Raw genomic sequence first — 16,006 nt, 5'->3', positions numbered from 1 at the left:
CCGATCGGGGCCCCGAGTAGGGGCCGGTGTGGAGTGCCTCGGTCTAGGAGGCGTCGGCCGACTTGAAGGGGAAGCCGAGCGCGCGCAGCAGGGCGCGACCCTCGTCATCCGTCTTCGCGGTCGTCACGATGGTGATGTCGAAGCCGCGGACGCGGTCGATCTTGTCCTGGTCGATCTCGTGGAACACGCTCTGCTCCTGGAGACCGAAGGTGTAGTTGCCGTTGCCGTCGAACTGCTGGTCGCTCAGGCCGCGGAAGTCGCGGATGCGCGGGAGCGCGAGCGACAGCAGACGGTCGAGGAACTCCCAGGCCCGGTCGCCGCGCAGCGTCACGTGGGCGCCGATCGGCATGCCCTCCCGCAGCTTGAACTGCGCGATGGACTTGCGGGCCTTCGTGACCTGCGGCTTCTGGCCGGTGATCGCGGTGAGGTCCTTGACCGCACCGTCGATGACCTTGCTGTCGCGCGCGGCCTCGCCGACACCGGTGTTCACGACGATCTTCACGAGACCGGGAACCTGGTGGGGGTTGGCGTAGCTGAACTGCTCCGTCAGCGCCTTGGTGATCTCAGCGCGGTACTTCTGCTTGAGGCGCGGCTGGATTCGGCCAGCCTGCGCTGCAGTGGTCGTCGTCATTAGAGCTTCTCACCTGAATTCTTGGCGTACCGCACGCGCACGGTCTTCTTGACGCCGTTCTTCTCGACGGTCTCCTCACGGTGACCGACGCGCGTGGGCTTCTTGGTCTTGGGGTCGACCACGGCCACGTTGGAGATGTGGATCGGGGCCTCGTGGGTCTCGATGCCGCCGGTCTTGGTGCCGCGCTGCGTCTGGCCGACGCGAACGTGCTTGGTGACGAGGTTGATGCCCTCGACGACCACGCGGTTCTTCTCGGCGAGCACCTCGATGACGCGACCCTGCTTGCCGCGGTCTCCGCCGCGATCCTGCTTGGCGCCGCTGATGACCTGCACGAGGTCACCCTTCTTGATCTTCGCCATGGTTACAGCACCTCCGGGGCGAGCGAGACGATCTTCATGAACTTCTTGTCGCGAAGCTCACGGCCGACCGGTCCGAAGATGCGGGTACCGCGAGGGTCCCCGTCGTTCTTCAGGATGACGGCGGCGTTCTCGTCGAACTTGATGTACGAGCCGTCGGGACGACGGGTCTGCTTGCGCGTGCGGACGATGACCGCCTTGACGACGTCGCCCTTCTTCACGTTGCCGCCCGGGATCGCGTCCTTGACGGTGGCGACGATGACGTCACCGAGACCCGCGTAGCGGCGGCCGGAGCCTCCGAGGACGCGGATCGTGAGCAGCTCTTTGGCGCCGGTGTTGTCGGCGACCTTGAGCCGGGATTCCTGCTGAAGCATTTCTCTCTCCTATAAGGGCAAGCAGGCGAAGGCCTACTTGGCCTTCTCGAGGATCTCGACGAGGCGCCAGCGCTTCGTGGCGGACAGGGGGCGGGTCTCGGCGATGAGCACGAGGTCGCCGATGCCGGCGCCGTTCTGCTCGTCGTGCGCCTTGACCTTCGAGGTGCGGCGGATGACCTTGCCGTAGAGCGGGTGCTTCACGCGGTCCTCGACCTCGACGACGATGGTCTTGTCCATCTTGTCGCTGGTCACGTAGCCGCGGCGGACCTTGCGGTAGCCGCGCGCGCTCTCGTCGCGAACGTCGTGCGCGGCCGACTCGTGGCCGGCAGCGGCCTTCTTCTCGGCAGCCATCAGTTCTTCTCCTCAGTCTCGGCAGCGGGAGCCTCAGCGGCCTCCGCCTTCTTCGCCGACTTCTTGGCCGGCTTCGCCGGGGCCTCCACCGGCGCGGGCGTGGCACGGATGCCCAGCTCGCGCTCGCGGATGACCGTGTAGATGCGAGCGATGTCGCGCTTCACGGCGCGCAGGCGGCCGTGGCTCTCCAGCTGGCCGGTCGCGGCCTGGAAGCGCAGGTTGAACAGCTCTTCCTTGGCCTTCTTCAGCTCGTCGACGAGTCGCTCGTCTTCGAAGGTGTCGAGCTCGGCAGGTGCGAGCTCCTTGGATCCGATCGCCATTACGCGTCGCCCTCCTCGCGCTTGATGATGCGTGCCTTGAGGGGCAGCTTGTGAATGGCACGGGTCATGGCCTCACGAGCGAGCTGCTCGTTGACGCCCGCGACCTCGAAGAGGACGCGACCCGGCTTGACGTTGGCGACCCACCACTCCGGCGAGCCCTTGCCGGAACCCATGCGGGTCTCGGCGGGCTTCTTGGTGAGCGGACGGTCGGGGTAGATGTTGATCCAGACCTTGCCGCCACGCTTGATGTGGCGGGTCATCGCGATACGCGCCGACTCGATCTGGCGGTTCGTGACGTACGCGGGCGTGATGGCCTGGATGCCGAACTCGCCGAACGAGACCTCGGTTCCACCGGTCGCGTGCCCACTCCGCTTGGGGTGGTGCTGCTTGCGGTACTTGACCTTGCGGGGAATCAGCATTGTTCCTAGCCTTCCGCTCCGGCCGCGGCGGGCGCCTTGGCGGCGGCCGGACGGCCACCATCGCGACGGGGTCCACGGTCGGAATCACGACGCTCGGGGCGCGACGACTTCTGAGACGCCTGCTCGCGAGCGAGTTCCTTGTTGGTGATGTCGCCCTTGTAGATCCAGACCTTCACGCCGATGCGGCCGAACGTGGTCTTCGCCTCGTAGAAGCCGTAGTCGATGTTGGCGCGGAGCGTGTGCAGGGGCACGCGGCCCTCGCGGTAGAACTCCGAGCGCGACATCTCGGCGCCGCCGAGACGGCCGGAGACCTGGATGCGGACGCCCTTGGCGCCGGCGCGCTGCGCGCCCTGCAGGCCCTTGCGCATCGCGCGGCGGAAGGCCACGCGGGCGCTGAGCTGCTCGGCGACGCCCTGCGCGACGAGCTGAGCCTCGGCCTCGGGGTTCTTGACCTCGAGGATGTTCAGCTGGATCTGCTTCGACGTGAGCTTCTCGAGGTCGGCGCGGATGCGCTCGGCCTCGGCACCGCGGCGGCCGATGACGATGCCCGGGCGCGCCGTGTGGATGTCCACGCGGACGCGGTCACGGGTGCGCTCGATCTCGATGCGGGCGACGCCGGCGCGGTCGAGGCTCGTGGTGAGCATCCGCCGGATCTTGACGTCCTCGGCCACGTAGTCGGCGTAGCGCTGACCGGGCTTGGTGCTGTCCGAGAACCACCGCGACACGTGGTCGGTGGTGATGCCGAGACGGAAACCGTACGGGTTGACTTTCTGACCCATGACTACTTGCTCGCCTTCTTCTTCGTTCCCGAGCCCGCGACAGCGGCCTCATCCGGCGTGGCGAGCACGACGGTGATGTGGCTGGTGCGCTTGTTGATGCGGAACGCGCGACCCTGCGCTCGCGGCTGGAACCGCTTGAGCGTGGTGCCCTCGTCGACGAACGCGCGGGCCACGTAGAGGTCCTGCTCGTCGAGGAAGGCGTTGGCAGCGTCCGCCTTCACCCGGGCGTTGGCCATGGCCGACGCGACGAGCTTGTAGACGGGCTCGCTCGCGCTCTGGGGCGCGAACTTCAGGATGGCAAGGGCCTCCATGGCCTGCTTGCCGCGGATCAGGTCGACGACGCGACGAGCCTTCTGAGGCGTCACGCGGATGTGTCGCACGCGGGCGATCGACTCCACCATGTCTGTACTCCTCTTCACGCCGCCGGGTTACCGGCGACGACCCTTCTTGTCGTCCTTCTCGTGACCGCGGAAGGTGCGGGTGGGCGCGAACTCGCCGAGCTTGTGCCCGACCATGGTCTCGGTCACGAACACGGGGATGTGCTTGCGACCGTCGTGCACGGCGATCGTGTGCCCGAGCATGGCGGGGACGATCATCGACCGGCGCGACCAGGTCTTGATGACGTTCTTGGTGTTGGCCTCGTTCTGCGTGAACACCTTGCGAAGCAGGTGGTCGTCGACGAACGGGCCCTTCTTGAGACTGCGAGGCATGTTTCTCGACTCCTACTAGCGCTTCTTACCGACGGTGCGGCGACGGACGATGAGCTTGTCGCTCTCCTTGTTGGGGCGACGGGTGCGGCCCTCGGACTTGCCCCAGGGGCTGACCGGGTGGCGACCACCGGAGGTCTTGCCCTCACCACCACCGTGCGGGTGGTCGATCGGGTTCATCGCGACACCGCGGACGGTCGGGCGGACGCCCTTCCAGCGCTTGCGGCCGGCCTTGCCCCAGTTGATGTTCGACTGCTCGGCGTTGCCGACCTCGCCGACCGTGGCGCGGCATCGGGCATCCACGTTGCGGATCTCTCCCGAGGGGAGACGCAGCTGGGCGTAGGGGCCGTCCTTCGCGACGAGACGCACGGAGGCGCCGGCCGAGCGGGCCATCTTCGCGCCGCCGCCGGGGCGGAGCTCGATGGCGTGGATGACCGTACCCACGGGGATGTTGCGCAGCGGGAGGTTGTTGCCGGGCTTGATGTCGGCGGACGCGCCCGACTCGACGATGTCGCCCTGCGACAGCTTGTTCGGCGCGAGGATGTAGCGCTTCGTGCCGTCGACGTAGTGCAGGAGCGCGATGCGCGCCGTGCGGTTGGGGTCGTACTCGATGTGCGCGACCTTGGCGTTCACGCCGTCCTTGTCATTGCGACGGAAGTCGATCATGCGGTACTGGCGCTTGTGGCCACCACCGATGTGACGGGTCGTGATGCGACCGGTGTTGTTGCGGCCACCGGTCTTCGGCAGCGGCTTCAGCAGCGACTTCTCGGGCGTCGATCGAGTGATCTCGGCGAAGTCGGCGACCGACGAGCCGCGACGACCCGGGGTCGTGGGCTTGTACTTGCGAATAGCCATTGTTCTCTGTCTCCGTTGCCTAGCCGACGGCCGTGAAGATGTCGATGGAGCCCGACTTCAGGGTCACGATCGCGCGCTTGGTGTCCTTGCGCTTTCCGGTGCCGAAGCGGGTGCGGCGGGTCTTGCCGGGGCGGTTGAGCGTGTTGATCGACTCGACCTTGACGGTGAAGATCTTCTCGATGGCGAGCTTGATCTCGGTCTTGTTCGCACGCGGGTCCACCAGGAAGGTGTACTTGCCGTCGTCGATGAGCGCGTAGGACTTCTCGCTCACCACGGGCGCGATGATGATGTCGCGCGGGTCCTTGTTCTGGGCGACAGCGTGGATGCTCATGCGCCGACCTCTTCCTTCTTCGTCTTCGCGTTCACGAAGGCGTCGTAGGCGCCCTTGATGAACACGATGTCGTCGCTGACCAGCACGTCGTACGCGTTGAGCTGGTCGGGGGTGATGACGTGCAGGTCCTTGAGGTTGCGGACGCTCTTGAGGTTGACCTCGTCATCGCGCTCGATGACGACGAGAACCTTGCGACCGGCGGTCAGCGCCTGGATGACGGAGGCCGCGGCCTTCGTCGAGGGCACGTCGGTGCCGAACGACTCCACGATGTGGAGGCGCTCGCCGCGCGCACGGTCGGAGAGGGCGCCGAGCAGAGCCGCGGCGATCATCTTCTTGGGCGTGCGCTGCGCGTAGTTGCGCGGGGTCGGGCCGTGGACGATGCCACCGCCGCGGTGCTCGGGGGCACGGACGGAGCCCTGACGGCTGCGGCCCGTTCCCTTCTGCTTGAACGGCTTCACGCCGGAGCCGGAGACCTCGCCGCGACCCTTGGTCGAGTGGGTGCCCTGGCGGGCGGCGGCGAGCTGCGCCACGACCACCTGGTGGAGAAGCGGGACATTGGTCTGCACGTCGAAGACGGCGGCGGGCAGGTCGACCGAACCGGTCTTCTTGCCGGCGGCGTCGACGACGTCGAGCGAGTTAGCCATCGCGGTTACGCTCCCTTCACGGCGTTGCGGACGAAAACGAGGCGGCCACGAGCACCGGGGACGGCGCCCTTGATGAGCAGCAGACCCTTGTCGAGGTCGACGGCGTGGACCTTGAGGTTCATGACGGTGACTCGCTCGCCACCCATGCGACCGGCCATGCGCATGCCCTTGAACACGCGGCTCGGGGTCGACGAGGCGCCGATCGAGCCGGGCTTGCGGTGGTTGCGGTGCGAACCGTGCGAGGCCGAGACGCCCTTGAAGTTGTGGCGCTTCATGACACCGGCGAAGCCCTTGCCCTTGCTCGTGCCGACGACGTCGACGAGCTGGCCCGCCTCGAAGATGTCGACCGCGAGCTCCTGGCCCGGGGCGTACTCGGATGCGTCAGCGGTGCGCACCTCGGTGAGGTGGCGGCGCGGCGTCGAGCCGGCCTTCTCGAAGTGGCCCGTGAGGGGCTTCGTGACCTTGCGCGGGTCGATCGCGCCGTAGGCGATCTGCACGGCCGCGTAGCCGTCCTTCTCGACCGTGCGCACCTGCGTCACGACGTTCGGGGCGATCTCCACGACGGTGACGGGAACGAGCTTGTTGTTCTCATCCCACACCTGGGTCATGCCGAGCTTCGTGCCCAGCAGACCCTTGGTCGTCTTGGTAGCAGACATAGAGGGGTTCCTTAGAGCTTGATCTCGATGTTGACGTCGGCGGGGAGGTCGAGGCGCATGAGCGAGTCGACCGCCTTCGGCGTCGGGTCGATGATGTCGATGAGCCGCTTGTGCGTGCGCTTCTCGAAGTGCTCGCGGCTGTCCTTGTACTTGTGGGGCGACCGGATGACGGCGATGACGTTTTTCTCCGTCGGCAGCGGCACGGGGCCGACCACGGTTGCGCCTGCACGCGTCACGGTGTCGACGATCTTGCGCGCCGATGCATCGAGACCTGCGTGGTCGTACGACTTAAGCCGGATGCGGATCTTCTGTCCCGCCATGCTCAACTCTCTTCCTTCTTGGACGTGATGAACCCTGACGAGCACATCTGCGCGGAGCGCTCTCGCTGTCGCACCACTGTTCTTCTGTCAAACATCGATCTGCTGCCGCACGCGGGTTGGACCTCTGCTCGTCACCGACCCCCGCGCTCGGGCGTGTCGCCCTCGCCAGGCACAGAGATATCCCCTGTGCGAGTTGGTTGTCGATTTAAGTCGTGTTCTTCTGCCTGCGGCCTAGGCTCATCGCCACCCGCACCTGCGGGCTGCTCGTCCTATGCACTGCCTGGCAGTGAACCGCGCACGATAGCGCGGCGTGTGGAACTAGAAGAGTCTGCCACAGGCGAGAGAGTGCTGCAACCCGGGCGTGTCGCCTCAGAGTGGAGGCCATTTCTGGCCTCCACGGCGACAGCGCCCCGGGGGCCGTCCCGGCCCCCGGTTGTCGGGTAGTTCGCTCCGAAGCCGCGAGGTACAGCGCTCGCCGAAGGCGGCGCAAGTCACTCGGAGCCAACGTGCCCCCGCGCTCGCCGAAGGCGGCGCTACCGCACCCCGCCCACGACCTCGCGCACGAGCGGCACCCCCACCCGGTACGCCATCCACGTGTACGACGGCGCGTCGAGCACGACCACTCCCCCGCTCGAGCCCACGCGCACCTCCCCGACCCCCGAGCGCCGCAGCGCGCGAGCCCCGCCCACCGTCGCCGCCGCGAGCGCCTCGAGCGGGGTGACTCCCATCTCGCGCACCGCGAGAGCGAGGGCGAGCGGCATCGACGACGAGAAGTTGGAGCCGGGATTGCAGTCGGTCGCGATCGCGACGGCGACGCCCGCGTCGAGGAGGCGCCGGGCATCCGGGTACGGCTGCCGCGTCGAGAACTCGACGAGCGGCAGCAGGGTCGCGACGGTGTCCGAGCCGGCGAGCGCCTCGACGTCGGCATCGGTGAGGTGCGTGCAGTGGTCGACGCTCGCGGCGCCGAGCTCGACGGCGAGGGCGACTCCCCCGTCGGCGGCGAGCTGGCCGGCGTGGACGCGCAGGCCGAGTCCGGCATCCCGCCCCGCCTGAAGGATGAGCCGCGCTTCGTCGACGGTGAACGCGCCCGAGTCGATGAAGACGTCGATCCAGCGAGCGTGGGGCGCGCACGCGGCGAGCATGGGCCCGCGCACGAGGTCGACGTAGGCGGCCCGATCGTCGGCGTACTCGGCGGGCACGACGTGGGCTCCGAGGAAGGTGGTCTCGTCGGTGACCTCGCGGGCGAGGCGCAGGGCGCGCTCCTCGTCGGCGATCGTGAGCCCGTACCCGCTCTTGATCTCGAGCGTCGTCGTGCCCTGCGCGCGCGCCTGGGCGACGAGGGCGGCGAGCCGCGCGCGCAGCTCGTCGTCGGTCGCGGCCCGGGTCGCGGCGACCGTCGACCGGATGCCTCCCGCGGTGTACGGACGCCCCGCCATGCGCGCCTCGAACTCGGCCGCGCGGTCGCCGGCGAAGACGAGGTGGCTGTGGCTGTCGACGAAGCCCGGGATGACCGCCCCGCCCGCCGCGTCGACGCGCGCGTCCGCGGGCGGCGCATCCGCATCGTCGCCCACCCACTGCACGACGCCGTCGACGAGCACGACCGCCGCTCCGAGCCGCACGGGGCGGCCGGGCTCGAACGTCACGAGCTCGCCGATGTTCGCGACGACGACGCTGCTCATGCGGGCATCCTCCCGCAGGCGCCGCTCACGCGAGGCCCGGTCGGGCGGCGAGCCCTGCGAGCGCCTCGAGCACGCACAGCGCGGCGAGGCGCACGGTGCGCTGGTCGGCGGAGTCGCGCGCGGCGTCGAGCTCGGTGAGGTCGATGCTCGTGACGGCCGGATGCGCGCCCGCGAGCCGCGCGGCGGTGCGCAGCTCGATCGCGCTCAGGCCGCCGGGCACGCTCGCGGGGCAGCCGGGCGACGCTGCGGTCGCACACGTCGAGGTCGAGGTCGACGTGCACCGGCCCGCCCGCCGACGCCGCGCAGTCGAGCGCCGCGCTCATCGCGACCTCGATCGGGGTGCGCAGCAGCTCGGCCCGGGTAACGACGGTGATCCCGTGCTCGGCGGCGCGCGCCGCGTACGCGCGCGAGTTCGCGAGCGGCTCGATGCCGAGCTGGCTGACCCGCGCCCCCGCGAGCCCGGCCTCGAGCAGCCGTCGCACCGGTGAGCCGTTGCTGACGCCGTCGCGGAGGTCGTGGTGGGCATCCAGCGTCACGAGGCCCGCGGTCGCGATGCGCGCGCCCCACGCCCCGAGGGCGGCCGGCACCGTCGCGGCGTTGTCGCCGCCGAGCACGATGACGAGGGATGCCGTGGCCGCGATCTCGGCGACGCGCGCGGTCGCGGCCGCCTCGCCCTCGCCGTCGGGCTCGACCACGTCGCCGGCGTCGAGCACGGCGAGCCGCGCTCCCGCGGGCGGCGCGCCAGTGCCAGATTCGGCGTCTATCGGTCGCTCGTTGCGGCCGGAGTCTGAAGCGTCGGCAACGAGTGACCGATCGACGGTCGGGATGCGGAGCAGTGCGTCGGCGGAGTAGTAGCGCAGGGCATCCCGGATCGCCGCGGGGGTCGTGTGCGCCTGCCCGGGCGACAGCGAGGTTCGCCAGCTCGGGATGCCCACCAGCACCGCGTCCGCCCGCGCACCCGGAACCCAGGCCGGCCAGTCGCCCGCTCGCGGCCAGAGAGGGTCGTGAGCGAGCGAGTGCGGCGCGCGACGCTCAGCGGCGACCTCGTCGTCCGCGCTCACTCCTGCTCCCGCATCGGGATGCGCACGCCGAACTCCTCGACGACAGCCTCGCCCTCGTCGTACCCCGCGTCGATGTGCCGGATGACCCCCATGCCCGGGTCGTTCGTCAGCACGCGCTGCACCTTCTGGCCGGTGAGCGCCGTACCATCGGCGACGACGACCTGCCCGGCGTGGATCGAGCGGCCGATGCCCACGCCGCCGCCGTGGTGGATCGACACCCACGTCGCGCCCGACGCGGTGTTGACGAGCGCGTTGAGCAGCGGCCAGTCCGCGATCGCGTCCGAGCCGTCCTTCATCGCCTCCGTCTCGCGGTACGGGCTCGCGACCGAGCCCGAGTCGAGGTGGTCGCGGCCGATCGCGACGGGGGCGCTCAGCTCACCGCTCGCGACCATGTCGTTGAAGCGCTCGCCCGCGACGTCGCGCTCGCCGTAGCCGAGCCAGCAGATGCGCGCCGGCAGCCCCTGGAAGTGCACGCGCTCCTGCGCGAGCGGGATCCACCGCTGCAGGCTCTCGTTCTCGGGGAACAGCTCGAGCACCGCCCTGTCGGTCGCCGCGATGTCGGCGGGGTCGCCGCTCAGCGCCGCCCACCGGAACGGGCCCTTCCCCTGCGCGAACAGCGGGCGGATGTACGCGGGCACGAACCCGGGGAAGGAGAACGCGTCCGCGAACCCGGCCGCCTTCGCCTCCGTGCGAATGTTGTTCCCGTAGTCGAACACCTCCGCCCCGGCCCGCTGGAAGCCGACCATCGCCTCGACCTGCACGGCCATCGACGCGCGCGCCGCCGCGGCGAAGCCGATCGGGTCGCGCTCGCGCGCGGCGTGCCAGTCGTCCATCGTGTGCTCGAGCGGCAGGTACGCGAGCGGGTCGTGCGCGCTCGTCTGGTCGGTGACGATGTCGATGGGGGCGCCCATCGCGAGCAGGGCGGGGAAGACGGCCGCGGCGTTGCCGAGGACTCCGATCGAGAGCGGGCGGCGGGCATCCCGCGCCTGCGTCGCGAGCTCGATCGCCTGATCGAGCGAGTCGGCCTGCACGTCGAGGTAGCGGTGCTCGATGCGGCGGGCGATGCGCGACGGGTCGACGTCGACGCAGATCGCGACTCCGCCGTTCATCGTCACGGCGAGGGGCTGGGCGCCGCCCATGCCGCCGAGCCCGCCGGTGAGCGTTATGGTGCCGGCGAGCGTTCCGGTGAACCGTTGCGTCGCGACCGCCGCGAACGTCTCGAACGTGCCCTGCAGGATGCCCTGCGTGCCGATGTAGATCCACGATCCGGCCGTCATCTGCCCGTACATCGTGAGGCCGAGCTGCTCGAGCCGCCGGAACTCGTCCCAGTTCGCCCAGTCGCCGACGAGGTTCGAGTTGGCGAGGAGCACGCGCGGCGCCCACTCGTGCGTCTGCAAGACGCCGACGGGGCGGCCCGACTGCACGAGCATCGTCTCGTCGCCCTTGAGGGTCGCGAGCGTGCGGGTGAGCGCGTCGAAGCTCGCCCAGTCGCGTGCGGCCTTGCCGGTGCCGCCGTAGACGACGAGCTCGTCGGGGTGCTCGGCGACCTCGGGGTCGAGATTGTTCTGCAGCATGCGGAGGGCGCCCTCCTGCTGCCAGCCGAGGGTGTGCAGCTGCGTGCCGCGGTGGGCGCGCACGGGGCGGGGTCCGGATGCCGGGCGCGCGTCGCCGGCACCGGTGCCGGCTTCGGGGCGGTGGGTCGCGATGCTCATGAGTGGCCTTTCGTGCGGTGCGGGTTCAGACGAGCTCGGGGACGACCGAGCGGCCGGCGGCGAGCAGCGCGCCGCTCTGCGTGAGGCGGACGGCCGCCTCGATCTCGGGCGCGAGGTAGCGGTCGGGGCCGGGGCCCTCGACCTCGGCGCGGAGGGCCGCGATGACCGCGGCGGTCACGGGCGACGGCGCGATGCCGCGAAGGTCGATTCCGCGCGCGGCCGTCAGGAGCTCGATCGCGACGACGCGGCCGAGCCCGTCGATCGCGCGGCGGAGCTTGCGGCCGGCCGACCAGCCCATCGACACGTGGTCCTCCTGCATCGCGCTCGACGGGATCGAGTCGACGCTCGCCGGGTTCGCGAGCCGCTTGAGCTCGCTCACGATGCCGGCCTGCGTGTACTGCGCGATCATGTGGCCCGAGTCGACGCCGGGGTCGTGGGCGAGGAACGGCGGCAGCCCCGCGTTGCGGGCCGGGTCGAGGAAGCGGTCGGTGCGCCGCTCGCTCATGCTCGCGAGATCGGCGACGGCGATCGCGAGGAAGTCGAGCACGAACGCGACGGGCGCCCCGTGGAAGTTGCCGTTCGACTCGACCCGCCCGTCGAGCGTCACGACGGGGTTGTCGATCGCGCTCGCGAGCTCGCGGGTCGCGACGAGCGCGGCGTGCGCCATCGTGTCGCGCACGGCGCCGTGCACCTGCGGGGCGCAGCGCAGCGAGTAGGCGTCCTGCACGCGCGTGCAGTCGTCGGTCCTGTGGCTCGCGACGATCGCCGAGCCGGCGAGCACGGCGCGCAGGTTCGCGGCGCTCGTCGCCTGACCGGGGTGGGGGCGCAGCTGCTGCAGATCCGAGGCGAACACCGCGTCGGTGCCGAGCTGGCCCTCGACGCTCATCGCGGCGGCGAGGTCGGCGGTGGCCACGAGGTCGTCGAGGTCGGCGAGCGCGAGGCAGAGCATCCCGAGCATGCCGTCGGTGCCGTTGATGAGGGCGAGGCCCTCCTTCTCCTCGAGCTCCAGGGGGCGGATGCCCGCCGCCGCGAGCGCGTCGCCGGCGGGCACGAGGTCTCCCGCGGCGTTCCGCACCGAGCCCTCGCCCATCGCGGCGAGCGCGCAGTGCGCGAGCGGGGCGAGGTCGCCCGAGCAGCCGAGGCTGCCGTACTCGCCGACGACCGGGGTCAGCCCCGCGTTGAGCATCGCCGCGTAGGTCTCGGCGACGACCGGGCGGGCGCCGGTGCGGCCCGTCGCGAGCGTCGCGAGGCGCAGGAGCATCGTCGCGCGGACGACCTCGCGCTCGACCTCGGCTCCCGAGCTCGCGGCGTGCGAGCGGACGAGCGAGCGCTGCAGCTCGGCGCGCTTCGCGAGGGGGATGTGCGTGGTCGCGAGGGCGCCGAACCCGGTCGAGACGCCGTAGTGGGGCACGGTGTCGTGGGCCAGCCCCGCGATGAGGGCGCGCGTCGCGGTCATGGCGGCGAGGGCATCCGCGTCGATGGCGACCTCGGCGTCGTGGCGGGCGACGGCGACGACGCCGTCGCGAGTGAGGGTGCGGGAGCCGACCGTGATGCGCATGGCCCCAGTGAACCGCTCGCGCGAGACGGCGGCACCGGCCCCGCGCGATAATGTGTCTGAGATTTCAGACGATGTTCACAAGAGTGGGGGCGGGCCGATGCCGGATGTTCCCGCGGCGCGCGCGGCCCTGCGCATCGTCACGCACCTCGCCCATCACAGCGAGCCCGTGCCCGCCTCGACGATCGCGCGCGAGCTCGATCTGCCGCGGTCGTCGACCTACCAGCTCATCCGCGTGCTGCAGGAGGAGGGGTACGTCGTCCACTACCCCGAGCTGCGGGCCTACGGGCTCGGCGGGGTCGTCGCCGAGATAGGGTCGAGCGTGCTGCAGGCGAGTCGGCTCGCGCGGCTCGCGAACCCGCTCATCGAGCGGCTCGTCGCCGAGGCCCCCGTGCCCGCGGTCGCGCAGCTCGCGGTACTGAGCGGATCGGACGTCTCGTACGTCGGCCAGGCCTCGGCCCCGCGCGCGCCGACGACGGTCGCTCGGCTCGGCGTGCGGCTGCCCGCGCACCTCACGGCGACCGGGCGCGCGATACTCGCAGCGCTGCCCGCCGCGCAGGTGCGGGCGCTCTACCCGCACCGCGACGCGCTCATCACCCGGCACGGCATCGGGCCGGCGACGCTGCGCGAGCTCGACGGCATCCTCGCCGAGGCCCGCGAGCGCGGCTGGGCCGGGGAGCACGGAGAGATCACGCCCGACTACTCCTCCGTCGCCGCCGCGGCGACCGACCGCACCGGCTACCCGAGTGCGGGCATCGGCCTGACCTATCGGGGCGAGGCGGTGGATGCCCTCGCCGAGGCCGCGCTCGCGCGCGCGGTGCGCGCGGCCGCCGACGCCCTGACGGCGCGGCTCACGGGGCGCTGACCGGGCTCAGGCCGCGGCGGGCCCCGTCGTCGGGCGACCCGGTTCGGGGCGCTCGAGCCGGCGCGGCCGCACGATCAGCAGCTCGGTGACGAGCACGCCGATGATCGCGGCGATCAGCAGCACGGCGCCCGCGCCGAGCGCGATCGCGATGATGAGGCCCGACCAGCCGCTGTCGGCCGGACCGGCGACGAGCGCGAGCAGGCCGGTGTTGACACCGACGGCGATGACGGCGCTCAGCAGGTGGACGCCGATGCGGACGCCGACCGGGCGGTGGCGGAGCGCGACCGACCCGGCGATGAGCAGGAGCGTCCAGAGCCCGAGCGCGATGCCCGCGGCGCCGAAGAGGAACCGGGCGGCGTTCGGGACGATGTCGCCCGGGGCCGCGGCGTCTCCTGCCGTGACGATCGAGAGCCCGACGAGGGCGAGGACGATCGTGATGCCGAGGATCGACCCGACCTCGAGGACGATCCGGCGGCTCACCGCGCCGCCGCCGTTCGGCCGCGCGGGCGCAGAACCACGAGCTCGGTCACGACCACCCCGACGATCGCTCCCAGCAGGAGGATCGCTCCCGCTCCGGCCGCGATGCCGACGATGAGCTGCTCCATGCCCGAGCCGGGGGGCACGATGGCGGCGTACAGCGCGACGTTGAGCAGGACGGCGAGCAGCGCAGCACCGAGGTGCGCGGCGATGCGCACCCCCTCGCCCCGTCGTCGCAGCGTGATCGCGAGCACGATGACGAGGAGAGTCCAAAGGGCGATCCCGGCGACGAGCGGGCCGAACAGGAACCGGGCTGCCTCTCCGAACGCATCGCTCAGAGCGGTGCCGAAGGCCAGGACGACGCCGAGCATGATCGCGTAGGCCGCGGCCAGAGAGATGCCGAGGATGGAGACGATCTCGATCGTGATCCGCTTGCCCATCGGGGTGGCTCCTTCGCCGGGCGCATCCGCCCTCATGACGGACGCTCTGCCGCGACTGTAGCGCCCCGCGGTGCCCCGCAATGGGAGCAGGCGCGGACGACGCGCTCCGGGAACGACGAAGCGGGGGCCGGGCTTGCGCCCGACCCCCGCTCGTGGTGCTGCGAAGAACTACTTGATGATCTTCGTGACCGTGCCGGCGCCGACGGTGCGGCCACCCTCACGGATGGCGAAGCCGAGGCCCTCCTCCATGGCGATCGGCTGGATCAGCTCGACGACCATGTCGGTGGTGTCGCCGGGCCTGACCATCTCGGTGCCCTCGGGCAGCGAGATGACGCCGGTGACGTCGGTGGTGCGGAAGTAGAACTGCGGGCGGTAGTTCGTGTAGAAGGGGTTGTGACGGCCACCCTCGTCCTTCGAGAGGATGTACGCGGTGCCCTCGAAGTTCGTGTGAGGGGTCACCGAACCCGGCTTCACGACGACCTGGCCGCGCTCGACGTCCTCGCGCTTGGTGCCGCGGAGGAGAAGACCGCAGTTCTCGCCGGCCCAGGCCTCGTCGAGCTGCTTGTGGAACATCTCGATACCCGTGACCGTGGTCTTCTGCGTCGGGCGGATGCCGACGATCTCGACCTCGGAGTTGATGCCGAGGGTGCCGCGCTCGGCGCGGCCCGTGACGACCGTGCCACGACCGGTGATCGTGAAGACGTCCTCGATGGGCATGAGGAACGGCTTGTCCTTGTCGCGCACCGGGTCGGGGATCGACTCGTCGACGGCCTCCATGAGCTTGACGATGGACTCGGTCCACTTCTCGTCGCCCTCGAGGGCCTTGAGGCCCGAGACCTGCACGACGGGCGCGTTGTCGCCGTCGAAGCCCTGGCTCGAGAGGAGCTCGCGGACCTCGATCTCGACGAGCTCGAGGATCTCCTCGTCGTCGACCATGTCGGCCTTGTTGAGCGCGACGAGCAGGTACGGCACGCCGACCTGCTTGGCGAGCAGCACGTGCTCGCGCGTCTGGGCCATGGGGCCGTCGGTCGCGGCGACCACGAGGATCGCGCCGTCCATCTGCGCGGCGCCCGTGATCATGTTCTTGATGTAGTCGGCGTGACCGGGAGCGTCGACGTGAGCGTAGTGACGCTTGGGCGTCTCGTACTCGACGTGCGAGATGTTGATCGTGATGCCGCGCTGGCGCTCCTCGGGAGCCGAGTCGATCGACGCGAAGTCACGCTGCACGTTCGTCGCCGAGGGGTACTTGTCGGCAAGCACCTTCGAGATGGCGGCGGTCAGGGTGGTCTTGCCGTGGTCGACGTGACCGATCGTTCCGATGTTGACGTGCGGCTTGGTCCGCTCGAACTTCTTCTTGGCCACGTGACCGTTTCACTCCTTACGAGGCGCGGCGACGCCGCTGTGACTTTGCTGGATCGCTCGGGGGCCGCTGTGCCGCCGACGTGGAGCCCACAATCGGACTCGAACCGATGAC

Annotated in this window: 21 protein-coding genes and 1 pseudogene; 1 reads left to right on the top strand and 21 read right to left on the bottom strand. The window is 70.4% G+C overall.

All coding sequences use genetic code 11. From position 1 onward, the window contains the following. Positions 1-43 precede the first annotated feature (43 nt). From rplE to hutH, 18 genes and pseudogenes are all read right to left on the bottom strand, one after another. Complete coding sequence (rplE, locus tag Q7T15_RS07660) at positions 44-631, bottom strand: 50S ribosomal protein L5 (RefSeq protein ID WP_304694933.1); 588 nt, start codon at positions 629-631, stop codon at positions 44-46. Then, a complete protein-coding gene (gene rplX / locus Q7T15_RS07655; protein WP_055857211.1) occupies positions 631-990 on the bottom strand; it encodes a 50S ribosomal protein L24 in 360 nt (119 codons plus the stop codon). Before rplX ends, rplE begins: the two co-directional genes overlap by 1 nt. Before the next feature lie 2 nt (positions 991-992). Beyond that, positions 993-1,361: a 50S ribosomal protein L14 gene (gene rplN / locus Q7T15_RS07650; RefSeq protein ID WP_055857214.1), complete on the bottom strand. Its 369-nt coding sequence runs from the start codon at positions 1,359-1,361 to the stop codon at positions 993-995. A gap of 33 nt (positions 1,362-1,394) precedes the next feature. Further along, positions 1,395-1,712, bottom strand: a complete 318-nt coding sequence (gene rpsQ, locus Q7T15_RS07645; RefSeq protein ID WP_304694930.1) for a 30S ribosomal protein S17 — start codon at positions 1,710-1,712, stop codon at positions 1,395-1,397. Beyond that, a complete protein-coding gene (gene rpmC / locus Q7T15_RS07640) occupies positions 1,712-2,032 on the bottom strand; it encodes a 50S ribosomal protein L29 (protein WP_169077137.1) in 321 nt (106 codons plus the stop codon). Before rpmC ends, rpsQ begins: the two co-directional genes overlap by 1 nt. Next, positions 2,032-2,451 carry a 50S ribosomal protein L16 gene (rplP, locus tag Q7T15_RS07635; RefSeq protein ID WP_055857223.1) on the bottom strand — a complete coding sequence of 140 codons (420 nt, stop codon included), beginning with the start codon at positions 2,449-2,451 and terminating at the stop codon, positions 2,032-2,034. Before rplP ends, rpmC begins: the two co-directional genes overlap by 1 nt. Before the next feature lie 5 nt (positions 2,452-2,456). Next, on the bottom strand, positions 2,457-3,230 hold the full coding sequence (rpsC, locus tag Q7T15_RS07630) for a 30S ribosomal protein S3 (RefSeq protein WP_304694926.1): 774 nt from the start codon (positions 3,228-3,230) through the stop codon (positions 2,457-2,459). 2 nt (positions 3,231-3,232) lie between these two features. Then, positions 3,233-3,631, bottom strand: coding sequence for a 50S ribosomal protein L22 (gene rplV, locus Q7T15_RS07625; RefSeq protein ID WP_055857231.1), 399 nt, complete (start codon positions 3,629-3,631; stop codon positions 3,233-3,235). Between the two features lie 27 nt (positions 3,632-3,658). Further along, on the bottom strand, positions 3,659-3,940 hold the full coding sequence (gene rpsS / locus Q7T15_RS07620; RefSeq protein ID WP_055857232.1) for a 30S ribosomal protein S19: 282 nt from the start codon (positions 3,938-3,940) through the stop codon (positions 3,659-3,661). A 15-nt stretch (positions 3,941-3,955) separates the two neighbouring features. Next, complete coding sequence (gene rplB / locus Q7T15_RS07615; RefSeq protein WP_304694921.1) at positions 3,956-4,792, bottom strand: 50S ribosomal protein L2; 837 nt, start codon at positions 4,790-4,792, stop codon at positions 3,956-3,958. Between the two features lie 19 nt (positions 4,793-4,811). Continuing rightward, complete coding sequence (gene rplW / locus Q7T15_RS07610) at positions 4,812-5,123, bottom strand: 50S ribosomal protein L23 (protein WP_304694919.1); 312 nt, start codon at positions 5,121-5,123, stop codon at positions 4,812-4,814. Beyond that, complete coding sequence (gene rplD / locus Q7T15_RS07605; RefSeq protein WP_304694917.1) at positions 5,120-5,767, bottom strand: 50S ribosomal protein L4; 648 nt, start codon at positions 5,765-5,767, stop codon at positions 5,120-5,122. The genes rplW and rplD overlap by 4 nt, the downstream gene beginning before the upstream one ends. A 5-nt stretch (positions 5,768-5,772) precedes the next feature. Next, the gene (gene rplC, locus Q7T15_RS07600) at positions 5,773-6,423 is read right to left on the bottom strand and encodes a 50S ribosomal protein L3 (RefSeq protein WP_304694915.1); all 651 of its coding nucleotides are present in this window, start codon (positions 6,421-6,423) and stop codon (positions 5,773-5,775) included. An 11-nt stretch (positions 6,424-6,434) separates the two neighbouring features. Then, positions 6,435-6,743 carry a 30S ribosomal protein S10 gene (rpsJ, locus tag Q7T15_RS07595; protein WP_047561503.1) on the bottom strand — a complete coding sequence of 103 codons (309 nt, stop codon included), beginning with the start codon at positions 6,741-6,743 and terminating at the stop codon, positions 6,435-6,437. Between the two features lie 533 nt (positions 6,744-7,276). After that, complete coding sequence (gene hutI, locus Q7T15_RS07590) at positions 7,277-8,422, bottom strand: imidazolonepropionase (RefSeq protein WP_304694910.1); 1,146 nt, start codon at positions 8,420-8,422, stop codon at positions 7,277-7,279. A 25-nt stretch (positions 8,423-8,447) separates the two neighbouring features. Next, positions 8,448-9,483 (bottom strand): annotated as a pseudogene (locus Q7T15_RS07585) (arginase family protein). Continuing rightward, positions 9,480-11,195, bottom strand: coding sequence for a urocanate hydratase (gene hutU, locus Q7T15_RS07580; protein ID WP_304694908.1), 1,716 nt, complete (start codon positions 11,193-11,195; stop codon positions 9,480-9,482). Before hutU ends, Q7T15_RS07585 begins: the two are co-directional and overlap by 4 nt. Before the next feature lie 25 nt (positions 11,196-11,220). Then, positions 11,221-12,753, bottom strand: coding sequence for a histidine ammonia-lyase (hutH, locus tag Q7T15_RS07575; protein ID WP_304694906.1), 1,533 nt, complete (start codon positions 12,751-12,753; stop codon positions 11,221-11,223). Between the two features lie 97 nt (positions 12,754-12,850). On the opposite strand from hutH, the gene Q7T15_RS07570 reads away from it, so the two are divergent. After that, positions 12,851-13,615, top strand: a complete 765-nt coding sequence (locus Q7T15_RS07570; RefSeq protein WP_304694904.1) for an IclR family transcriptional regulator — start codon at positions 12,851-12,853, stop codon at positions 13,613-13,615. A 6-nt stretch (positions 13,616-13,621) separates the two neighbouring features. Here Q7T15_RS07570 and Q7T15_RS07565 read toward each other — a convergent pair whose 3' ends face one another. From Q7T15_RS07565 to tuf, 3 genes are all read right to left on the bottom strand, one after another. Further along, entirely contained in the window at positions 13,622-14,095 is a 474-nt protein-coding gene (locus Q7T15_RS07565) for a hypothetical protein (RefSeq protein ID WP_304694902.1), read from the bottom strand. Next, positions 14,092-14,532, bottom strand: coding sequence for a hypothetical protein (locus Q7T15_RS07560; RefSeq protein WP_304694900.1), 441 nt, complete (start codon positions 14,530-14,532; stop codon positions 14,092-14,094). The genes Q7T15_RS07565 and Q7T15_RS07560 overlap by 4 nt, the downstream gene beginning before the upstream one ends. Positions 14,533-14,700: 168 nt before the next feature. Next, on the bottom strand, positions 14,701-15,894 hold the full coding sequence (gene tuf, locus Q7T15_RS07555) for an elongation factor Tu (RefSeq protein ID WP_304694898.1): 1,194 nt from the start codon (positions 15,892-15,894) through the stop codon (positions 14,701-14,703). Positions 15,895-16,006 lie beyond the last annotated feature (112 nt).

This window comes from Microcella sp., assembly GCF_030645145.1.
Taxonomy (GTDB): domain Bacteria; phylum Actinomycetota; class Actinomycetes; order Actinomycetales; family Microbacteriaceae; genus Microcella.
This window is presented reverse-complemented; position numbering and strand designations above follow the sequence as displayed.

Excerpts from the sequence above, each read along its gene's own strand:
- rplE (WP_304694933.1), bottom strand. The coding sequence starts at position 631 with ATGACGACGACCACTGCAGCGCAGGCTGGCCGAATCCAGCCGCGCCTC.
- rplX (WP_055857211.1), bottom strand. The coding sequence starts at position 990 with ATGGCGAAGATCAAGAAGGGTGACCTCGTGCAGGTCATCAGCGGCGCC.
- rplN (WP_055857214.1), bottom strand. The coding sequence starts at position 1,361 with ATGCTTCAGCAGGAATCCCGGCTCAAGGTCGCCGACAACACCGGCGCC.
- rpsQ (WP_304694930.1), bottom strand. The coding sequence starts at position 1,712 with ATGGCTGCCGAGAAGAAGGCCGCTGCCGGCCACGAGTCGGCCGCGCAC.
- rpmC (WP_169077137.1), bottom strand. The coding sequence starts at position 2,032 with ATGGCGATCGGATCCAAGGAGCTCGCACCTGCCGAGCTCGACACCTTC.
- rplP (WP_055857223.1), bottom strand. The coding sequence starts at position 2,451 with ATGCTGATTCCCCGCAAGGTCAAGTACCGCAAGCAGCACCACCCCAAG.
- rpsC (WP_304694926.1), bottom strand. The coding sequence starts at position 3,230 with ATGGGTCAGAAAGTCAACCCGTACGGTTTCCGTCTCGGCATCACCACC.
- rplV (WP_055857231.1), bottom strand. The coding sequence starts at position 3,631 with ATGGTGGAGTCGATCGCCCGCGTGCGACACATCCGCGTGACGCCTCAG.
- rpsS (WP_055857232.1), bottom strand. The coding sequence starts at position 3,940 with ATGCCTCGCAGTCTCAAGAAGGGCCCGTTCGTCGACGACCACCTGCTT.
- rplB (WP_304694921.1), bottom strand. The coding sequence starts at position 4,792 with ATGGCTATTCGCAAGTACAAGCCCACGACCCCGGGTCGTCGCGGCTCG.
- rplW (WP_304694919.1), bottom strand. The coding sequence starts at position 5,123 with ATGAGCATCCACGCTGTCGCCCAGAACAAGGACCCGCGCGACATCATC.
- rplD (WP_304694917.1), bottom strand. The coding sequence starts at position 5,767 with ATGGCTAACTCGCTCGACGTCGTCGACGCCGCCGGCAAGAAGACCGGT.
- rplC (WP_304694915.1), bottom strand. The coding sequence starts at position 6,423 with ATGTCTGCTACCAAGACGACCAAGGGTCTGCTGGGCACGAAGCTCGGC.
- rpsJ (WP_047561503.1), bottom strand. The coding sequence starts at position 6,743 with ATGGCGGGACAGAAGATCCGCATCCGGCTTAAGTCGTACGACCACGCA.
- hutI (WP_304694910.1), bottom strand. The coding sequence starts at position 8,422 with ATGAGCAGCGTCGTCGTCGCGAACATCGGCGAGCTCGTGACGTTCGAG.
- hutU (WP_304694908.1), bottom strand. The coding sequence starts at position 11,195 with ATGAGCATCGCGACCCACCGCCCCGAAGCCGGCACCGGTGCCGGCGAC.
- hutH (WP_304694906.1), bottom strand. The coding sequence starts at position 12,753 with ATGCGCATCACGGTCGGCTCCCGCACCCTCACTCGCGACGGCGTCGTC.
- Q7T15_RS07570 (WP_304694904.1), top strand. The coding sequence starts at position 12,851 with ATGCCGGATGTTCCCGCGGCGCGCGCGGCCCTGCGCATCGTCACGCAC.
- Q7T15_RS07560 (WP_304694900.1), bottom strand. The coding sequence starts at position 14,532 with ATGGGCAAGCGGATCACGATCGAGATCGTCTCCATCCTCGGCATCTCT.